Here is an 8,300-nt window from a genome sequence, read left to right as displayed (position 1 = left end):
GTCGGTTTCCAGATCGGCGAGGCGCTTTTTCGACGCGTCGTCGGTTTCCTTCTTCAGCATCTCGCGCTGGATCTTCAGCTGGATCAGCCGACGCTCCAGCCGATCGAGTTCTTCGGGCTTGGAATCGATTTCCATGCGGATACGTGACGCGGCCTCGTCCATCAGGTCGATGGCCTTGTCCGGCAGCTGGCGGTCGGGAATGTAACGATTGGACAGCGTGGCCGCGGCAACGATGGCCGGATCGGTGATCTCCACGCCGTGGTGCACCGCGTAGCGCTCCTTGAGGCCGCGCAGGATCGCGATGGTGTCCTCCACGCTGGGTTCGCCGACATAGACCTTCTGGAAGCGACGTTCCAGCGCAGCATCCTTCTCGATGTACTTGCGGTACTCGTCGAGCGTGGTGGCGCCGATGCAATGCAGCTCGCCACGCGCCAGCGCGGGCTTGAGCATGTTGCCCGCATCCATGGCGCCATCCGCCTTGCCGGCGCCGACCATGGTGTGCAGTTCGTCGATGAACAGGATGATCTGGCCTTCGTTCTTGGCCAGGTCGTTGAGCACGGCCTTAAGGCGCTCCTCGAATTCGCCGCGGAACTTGGCGCCGGCGATCAGTGCGCCCATGTCCAGCGACAGCACGCGACGATCACGCAGGCCTTCGGGCACTTCGCCCTTGACGATGCGCTGGGCGAGGCCTTCGACGATGGCCGTCTTGCCCACGCCGGGCTCGCCGATCAGCACGGGATTGTTCTTGGTGCGACGCTGCAGCACCTGGATGGTGCGGCGGATTTCCTCGTCGCGTCCGATCACCGGGTCGAGCTTGCCGCTCTCGGCGCGCGCGGTGAGGTCGATGCAGTATTTCTCCAGTGCCTGGCGCTGTTCTTCCGCATTCTCGCTCTGCACCTTCTCGCCGCCACGCAGCTTGTCGATGGCGGCCTCCACGTTGGCCTTGCTGGCGCCGGCCGCTTTCAGCGAAGCGCCGAGCTCGCCCTTGTCTTCCAGCGCTGCCAGCACGAACAGTTCGCTGGCGATGAACTGGTCGCCACGTTGCTGCGCAAGCTTGTCGGTGAGATTGAGCAGGCGCGTCAGTTCGTTGCCGACGTGCACGTTGCCTTCCTGCCCGCTGACGCGCGGCAGGCGTTCGAGCTGTTCGTTCACGCGCTGGCGCAGCGCAGGCACGTTGACCTGCGCCTGCGTCAGCAACGGCGCGGTCGAGCCGCCCTGCTGCTCCAGCAAGGCTGCCATCACGTGCACCGGTTCGAGCATGTTGTTGTCGCGCCCGACGGCCAGTGACTGCGCATCGGCCAACGCCTGCTGGAAGCGCGAGGTGAGTTTGTCCATCCGCATGGGTTGTCCCCTCGATCAATAGGATTTGGCGGCCCCGCCGCTACTGCTTCGTGAGATGCGGCTCATCGCCGTGTGATTCAAGCGTTGACGCATGCAGCAACGGTGCGGCCTTTCAGCCGGCGTTGGCTGCCCATAGATCGCCTTCACATTTGCCTTGCTAGTCTCGCCTTCGTGTCATCTCCCCTGCCCCTTTCCATCATGTCCGACCCGTCGCGCCTTCCGGCTCCGCCCTTGCCTGGCGTGGACGACCGTTGGGCGTTGTTCCTCGACGTGGACGGCACGCTGGTCGATTTCGCGGACCAACCCGACCAGATATGCGTGGACAGTCGGCTGCGCGATCTCATCGACGACCTGCACGCTACGCTCGACGGCGCGCTTGCCGTGGTGAGTGGCCGCAGCCTTGATGACCTGGATGATCTGTTTGGCCATCCGCCGTGGGCGATGGCCGGCCTGCACGGACTGGAAATACGCGGTGCCGATGGACGGTATCGCGGCGTCCACATCGGGGCGGCGCGACGCATGCTGGTGCGCGAAATCGCTGCCGCCGTCGCCGACCGCTTGCCGGGCGTCACGCTGGAAGACAAGGGCATCGCCGTGGCGTTGCATAGCCGCACTGCGCCGCAACAGTTCGCCGCCTTGCGCGAAAATGTCGAGGCCGTGCTGCCCAACCTGGCAGGCTACGAAATGCAGCTGGGCAACATGGTCATCGAACTCAAGCCCGTAGGCATGGACAAGGGACAGGCAGTAGCCACCCTGCTGTCCGCACGACCTTTCCACGGTCGCCTTCCGGTGTACGTCGGCGACGATCTCACCGACGAGCACGGCTTTGCGACCGCCAATCTGCAGAGTGGCCTGAGCGTGCGCGTGGGTCACCGCGAGCCGAGCCTGGCCCGCTATTCCCTGCCCGAGCCCGCCGCCGCGCGGGCCTGGCTTTTCCGCGTCTTGCACGCGCTCAAGCACGGAGCCCTCTCGCATGCCCATTCCTCAGGAGGAAGCAGCTAAGGATCTGCTCACGAGCAGCCCCTCCACTCAGGCCAGCCTGGCATTGGGTGTCATCGGCAACGGCAGCGTTGCCGCCCTGATCGACGGGCAGGGGCGCATCGTCTGGTGCTGCCTGCCGCGCTTCGACAGCGACGCAAGCTTCTGCGCGTTGCTGTCGCCACGCAGTGAAGGTGGCGACTGGACGATCCAGCTCGAAGATTTCGAGCGTTCCGAACAGCACTACATGGTCAACACGGCGGTGCTGGTCACACGCCTGTACGACAAGCAGGGCGCCGGCGTGGAGATTGTCGATTACATGCCACGCTTTCGTACGCGCGGCCGCTTCTATCATCCGGTAATGATCGCGCGCCGCGTGCGCCCCATCGGTGGTGCGCCGCGCATCCGCGTGTTGCTTCGCCCCTTGTGCGACTACGGCGCCAACCAGCCTCAGACCACTTCCGGCAGCAACCACATCCGTTTCATGCTGAGTGGCGTGGTGCAACGGCTTACCAGCGACGTCGCCTCGCCGATGATCGAGCGCGCGCTGCCTTTCATCCTTGAACGCCCCGCGCATTTCGTGTTCGGTCCGGACGAGACCCTCACGCATAACCCGGGCGATTTCATCCATCACACGCTGGAACGCACCATTGCCTACTGGCGCGAATGGGTGCGCAATCTTTCCGTGCCGTACGAGTGGCAGGAAGCGGTGATCCGCTCGGCGATCACGCTCAAGCTGTGCCAATACGAAGCCACCGGCGCCATCGTCGCCGCGCTCACCACGTCCATTCCCGAATCGGCAGGCTCGGAGCGCAACTGGGATTACCGCTATTGCTGGCTGCGCGACGCCGCCTTCACCGTGCGCGCACTCAACCGTCTCGGCGCGACACGGAGCATGGAGGAGTACATCCGGTACGTGTTCAACCTCGTGGCAGCCGACGGCGACCACGAGATCGGGCCGGTATTCGGCATCACTTTCGAGCATGAATTGACGGAGATGCAGGTGGAGAGCCTCGCGGGTTATCGCGGCATGGGACCGGTGCGCGTGGGCAACGATGCCTGGCGCCAGCGGCAGAACGATGTCTACGGGTCGGTGGTGCTGGCCTCGGCCCAGATCTTTTTCGACCGCCGCCTGGAACACCCCGGCGATGAGCTGACTTTCCGTCGCCTCGAACGCATGGGCCGCTTGGCGCTGCGCATGGCCGAAGAACAGGACGCGGGCCTGTGGGAATTCCGCGGACGCGCAGCGGTGCACACCTATTCCGCCGCCATGTGCTGGGCGGCGTGCGATCGCCTGGCGCATATCGCCACCGAACTGGGCCTGGACGAGGCTGCGCGCGACTGGCACAACGAGGCCGTGGCCCTGCATGCGCGGATCGAGGCGCGCGCGTGGAACGAGAGGTTGGGCACGTTCGTGGATGCCTACGATGGCGAGCACCTCGACGCGAGCCTGTTGCTGCTCGCCGACATCGGCTTCATCGACGCGATGGACCCGCGCTTCATCGCCACCGTCGATGCCATCGGCGAAGCGCTGGGACGCGGCGACTACCTGTTCCGCTACATCGCCCCGGACGACTTTGGCGCCCCGGAGACCAGCTTCAACATCTGCACCTTCTGGTACATCGATGCGCTGGCCGCGACGGGACGCAGGGAGCGCGCACGCGCCATGTTCGAGCACATGCTCGCGCAGCGAAACCCGCTGGGGCTGCTGTCCGAGGACATCGCGCCAAGCAGCGGCGAGCACTGGGGCAATTTTCCGCAAACCTATTCGATGGTCGGCCTGATCCAGGCTGCCATGCGCCTGTCCAGGCGCTGGGAGGACGCACTGTGATGTCAGGACGTCATAGCCAGGGACGGCTGGTAGTGGTTTCCAATCGCGTGGCGCTGCCGGATCAGACGGCAACCGGCGGACTGGGATCGGCCATGCGCGCGGCGCTGCAGGATCGCGGTGGCTGCTGGTTTGGCTGGAGCGGCAAGATGGCTCGGCAGACCGGCGGTGAAGTGCATCGCGAGCGCGACGGCATGGTCGAGTACGCCACGATCGACTTGTCGCGTCAGGACCACGACGATTTCTACGACGGCTTCGCCAATCGCACGCTGTGGCCGCTGCTGCATTACCGGCCCGATCTGGTCGACTACAACCGCAAGCACCTGGCCGGCTACCTGCGCGTCAACAATCTGTTCGCCGAGCACCTGATGTCGCTGATCGGCCCCCACGACCTGGTGTGGATCAACGACTATCACCTGATTCCGCTCGCGGCAATGTTGCGCGAACGCGGCGTGCGCAATCGCATCGGCTTCTTCCTGCACACGCCATTGCCCGCGGCGGCGTTGCTGATTGCGCTTCCACGCCATCAGGAACTGCTGGAGACACTGGCGAGCTACGACCTGGTGGGCGTGCATACGCCACGCGACCGGCGCTCGCTGGAGGAATATTTCCTCCACGAGATCGGCGCCACCCGGCGCCGCGACGGACGCATCCAGACCTCCAGCGGCCGGCAGTTCCGCGTCGAGGCGTTTCCCATCGGCATCGATACGCGCGAGGTTGCGGAAACCGCGAGTCACGCCGACGAACACGAGGAAATCCACCAGCTGCGCCAGAGCCTGGAAGGCCGCGCGATGATCATCGGTGTGGATCGGCTGGACTATTCCAAGGGTCTGCCCGAGCGGTTCCACGCCTATGCGCGCCTGCTTGAACGCTCGCCGCAGCTGCATCGCAAGGTGACGTTCCTGCAGATCGCCCCGCCCTCGCGCGGCGGCGTACCCGAGTACCGCCAGATTCGCCGGGAGCTGGAGCGCAGCGCGGGCCATATCAACGGCATGTATGCCGCGCCCGACTGGGTGCCGATCCGTTACGTCAACAATTCCTTCCCGCACAGCCTGCTGAGCGGCTACTACCGCACCGCCCGCGTGGGCCTGGTAACGCCGCTGCGCGACGGCATGAACCTCGTCGCCAAGGAATATGTCGCCAGCCAGGACCCGCAGGACCCCGGCGTACTGGTGTTGTCGCGTTTCGCCGGGGCCGCTCAGGAGCTGGGCGATGCCCTGCTGGTCAACCCGGCCGACACGGAAGAAGTCGCCGAAGCCCTCGGCATCGCCCTCACCATGCCGCTGCACGAGCGCCGCACGCGCTGGCGCCGGATGATGGATGTGCTGGAGAAGCAGGATGTGACTGCGTGGCGCAATGCATTCCTGCGGCGATTGGCCGAATAGGCTGGAAACGCGGCCACAAAAAAGCCCGTCTTGGTTGACGGGCTTTTCTGCTACTGACCATCGGATTCAGGGGCCGTGCGTGGCTCCACGTGCAGGTGCTGCCGTGCTCGGCGAAGGTGCGGTGATAGCCGGAGCGTAGGAGCGATTGTCCTGATGCAGCCGTGGTTCCAGGAGCCGCTGGTGGCCGAGCGGCGGACGACCATCCGGCCCGGCCAGCGCCCAAAGGCGCCCTTCGATATCCACCCAGTGCCAATTTCCAGCCGGCACCGGCTGCGTCGAGACCGAGACGAAGTGCGCGTCGTAATTGCCGTCGGGACGCTTGGCCGCCTCCAGTTGCAGGTTGAGGATGAATTGACTGGCGATTGCACGGCCATGGACCTCGGCCGGCGTGGTAATCATTTCGTCCAGATTCTGCGAAAGCAGGCGGCTCATCCGTGGTTCGAGAGCGATGGCGGGCGACGCCGAGGTCACCTTGCCCTGCGCGTTGACTTGCACAAGCACCGGCAACACGCGTTGCGGAAATGGAGTGAGCGAACCGGGCGATACGGATGCCATGGCACTGCCGCTGACAACCAACAGCGCACCAACCAGCATGACGACAAGACTGCGTTTCATGCGACCTCCCTGGAATGCGATGAGCTGGACTAGGCGCATCGCCCTTCGAGTCCTGCCATGCGATGCCTTCGCAATGTGCTCCGATCGTAAGCTTCGCGTCAACTTTCTCCTCGCAAGCCCCGACCGGCCGTCACCCAACCCGCCAGATCAGGCTGGCGAAACGCCCACTTTGGGCGCCGTCACGCCGGTAGGAATAGAACCGGTCGTCGGTGCGCGTATCAAAGCCCCCGCCATGCACGCTGCCGATCCCAGCCTGGAGCAGCCGGCGGCGGGCCAGCCCCGCGAGATCGCACAGCCAGTGTCCTGGCCGCGTGGGCGCGAAGGCCGCATCCGCTCCCGGATCGGTAGCTACGAAGGCATCGCGCACTTCTTCGCCCACTTCATAGCTGTGCGCGCCAATGCAGGGGCCAAGCCACGCCATGATTTCGGCAGGAGGCGCGGGCAAGGCGGCCAAGGCAGCCTCGAGTACGCCGCCCGCCAACCCGCGCCAGCCGGCATGTGCCGCGGATACTGCGCTGCCGTCGCGGGTACAGAACAAGACGGGCAGGCAGTCGGCGGTCAGGATCGCGAGTGGTTCATCCACCCGGCGGGTAACGGCGGCATCGGCTCGCGGCTCGCCGTGCTGGAGCGGGCCGTCGATGTCCACCACGTCCACGCCATGCACCTGCTGTAGCCAGTGCGGCGAACGGGCCAGTCCCAGCGCCGCCACGACGGCGGCCCGGTTGGCTTCGACAGCCTCCGCGACGTCGCCCGACCGCAAACCCAGGTTCAGGCGCCCGTAGGTTCCCGTCGATACGCCGGGTCCCTGGCGAGTACTGACCGCGGCCCGAATGGTGTCCGGCGCAGGCCAGTCGGGAACGATCCAGTCATCAGCCAGGCTCATGTACTCACTGCCATTCGCCTGTTCCGACCTGGGCGGTGTCGGCGCGCAGCGCGTCGATCAGGCCTTGCTGGTCGGCCGGTCGCTCGGCGCTGAAGGACATGGGCTCGTGCGTCACCGGGTGTTCGAAAGCCAGCCGTTCGGCGTGCAGGGCCTGGCGTCGGAAGCCGCGCAGTGCGGCCGTCAGTTCCGGCGTGGCGCCCTTGGGCAGCCGGAGTCCACCGCCGTACAGGGGATCGCCGATCAGCGGGTGGCCGATATGCGCCAGATGCACGCGGATCTGGTGCGTGCGCCCGGTTTCCAGGCTGCACTGGAGCAGGCTGTGGGCGCGAAAGCGCTCACGCAGGCGGTAGTGGGTGACGGCGCGCTTGCCGTCTTCCTCGTCGCGCACGGCCTGGCGCAGGCGATCACCCATGTGCCGGCCGATCGGTGCGTCGACCGTGCCGCCGGCCACCAGCGTGCCCAGCACCACGGCCTCGTACTGTCGCTCCACGTCGTGGCGGGACAGCATGTCGACCAGGGCGGTGTGGGCAGGCAGGGTCTTGGCGACCACCATCAGTCCGGAAGTGTCCTTGTCCAGGCGGTGGACGATGCCCCCTCGCGGCAGTTCGGCCAGCACCGGATCGTGGTGCAGCAGGGCGTTCAGCACCGTGCCGCTGCTGTTGCCCGCGCCCGGATGCACGACCAGGCCCGCGGGCTTGTTCAGCACCAGCACGTGCTCATCCTCGTGGACGATGTCCAGCGCGATGGCCTCGGCAGTCAGCTCGACCTCGGCCTCCAGCTCCGCTTCCAGACTCACTTTTTCGCCACCACGCAGCAGCTGGCGCGGCGGCGCCACCACGCCATCCAGCGTCACCAAGCCGGCCTTGATCCAGCTGGTGAGGCGCGAGCGCGAGTAGTCCGGGAACATCTCGGCCAAAGCCTGGTCGAACCTCCGACCCGCCGCGGACAGGGGCACCGTGGCCTCATGACGGATCATCGTCATGGCCGGCTGCCCGGGTGCCCGTTGGTTTCGGCTATCATCCCTTTTCGATCAAACATCTGAACCCTTTCTCATGCGTGTAACCAAGCTGCCGGCTTTCAAAGTCTTTGTCGTGCTAGCCATCGCCCTGTCGATGAGCGCCTGCTCGATGTTCCACCACAAGAAGAACACCGACGACACGCTTCCCGTCGATCAGCTTTACACCAAGGCACATGACTCAATGCAGCACGCCGACTATTCGGCAGCAGCGAAATCCTACCAGCGCCTGATCGCGCGCTTCCCGTCCGGCGA

General features: G+C 65.6%; 7 protein-coding genes and 1 pseudogene. 4 read left to right on the top strand and 4 right to left on the bottom strand.

Going from position 1 to position 8,300, the window contains the following annotated elements; all coding sequences use genetic code 11:
- A partial coding sequence (locus VFG49_RS06755; protein WP_324858751.1) for a Clp protease N-terminal domain-containing protein occupies positions 1 to 1,341 on the bottom strand: 1,341 nt, incomplete at its 3' end.
- A gap of 198 nt (positions 1,342 to 1,539) precedes the next feature.
- Between VFG49_RS06755 and otsB the strand changes: the two genes are divergently transcribed.
- From otsB to otsA, 3 genes are read left to right on the top strand one after another with little or no spacing between them, the layout of a single operon-like run.
- On the top strand, positions 1,540 to 2,343 hold the full coding sequence (otsB, locus tag VFG49_RS06750) for a trehalose-phosphatase (protein WP_324858750.1): 804 nt from the start codon (positions 1,540 to 1,542) through the stop codon (positions 2,341 to 2,343).
- Complete coding sequence (locus tag VFG49_RS06745; RefSeq protein ID WP_324858749.1) at positions 2,315 to 4,150, top strand: glycoside hydrolase family 15 protein; 1,836 nt, start codon at positions 2,315 to 2,317, stop codon at positions 4,148 to 4,150. Before otsB ends, VFG49_RS06745 begins: the two co-directional genes overlap by 29 nt.
- Positions 4,150 to 5,532, top strand: a complete 1,383-nt coding sequence (gene otsA / locus VFG49_RS06740; RefSeq protein ID WP_324858748.1) for an alpha,alpha-trehalose-phosphate synthase (UDP-forming) — start codon at positions 4,150 to 4,152, stop codon at positions 5,530 to 5,532. Before VFG49_RS06745 ends, otsA begins: the two co-directional genes overlap by 1 nt.
- Before the next feature lie 66 nt (positions 5,533 to 5,598).
- Here the strand turns inward: otsA and VFG49_RS06735 are convergent, their stop codons facing one another.
- From VFG49_RS06735 to rluD, 3 genes are all read right to left on the bottom strand, one after another.
- Entirely contained in the window at positions 5,599 to 6,147 is a 549-nt protein-coding gene (locus tag VFG49_RS06735; RefSeq protein WP_324858747.1) for a hypothetical protein, read from the bottom strand.
- A gap of 130 nt (positions 6,148 to 6,277) precedes the next feature.
- Entirely contained in the window at positions 6,278 to 7,030 is a 753-nt protein-coding gene (pgeF, locus tag VFG49_RS06730) for a peptidoglycan editing factor PgeF (protein WP_324858746.1), read from the bottom strand.
- A 4-nt stretch (positions 7,031 to 7,034) separates the two neighbouring features.
- Complete coding sequence (rluD, locus tag VFG49_RS06725) at positions 7,035 to 8,012, bottom strand: 23S rRNA pseudouridine(1911/1915/1917) synthase RluD (protein WP_324858745.1); 978 nt, start codon at positions 8,010 to 8,012, stop codon at positions 7,035 to 7,037.
- On the opposite strand from rluD, the pseudogene VFG49_RS06720 reads away from it, so the two are divergent.
- Positions 8,011 to 8,300 (top strand): annotated as a pseudogene (locus VFG49_RS06720) (hypothetical protein); the annotation flags it as partial. The gene rluD and the pseudogene VFG49_RS06720 overlap by 2 nt on opposite strands.

This window comes from Dyella sp., from assembly GCF_035685885.1.
GTDB lineage: Bacteria > Pseudomonadota > Gammaproteobacteria > Xanthomonadales > Rhodanobacteraceae > Dyella.
The sequence above is the reverse complement of the archived record's forward strand: the minus strand, read 5'-3'. Positions and strand labels throughout refer to the sequence as shown.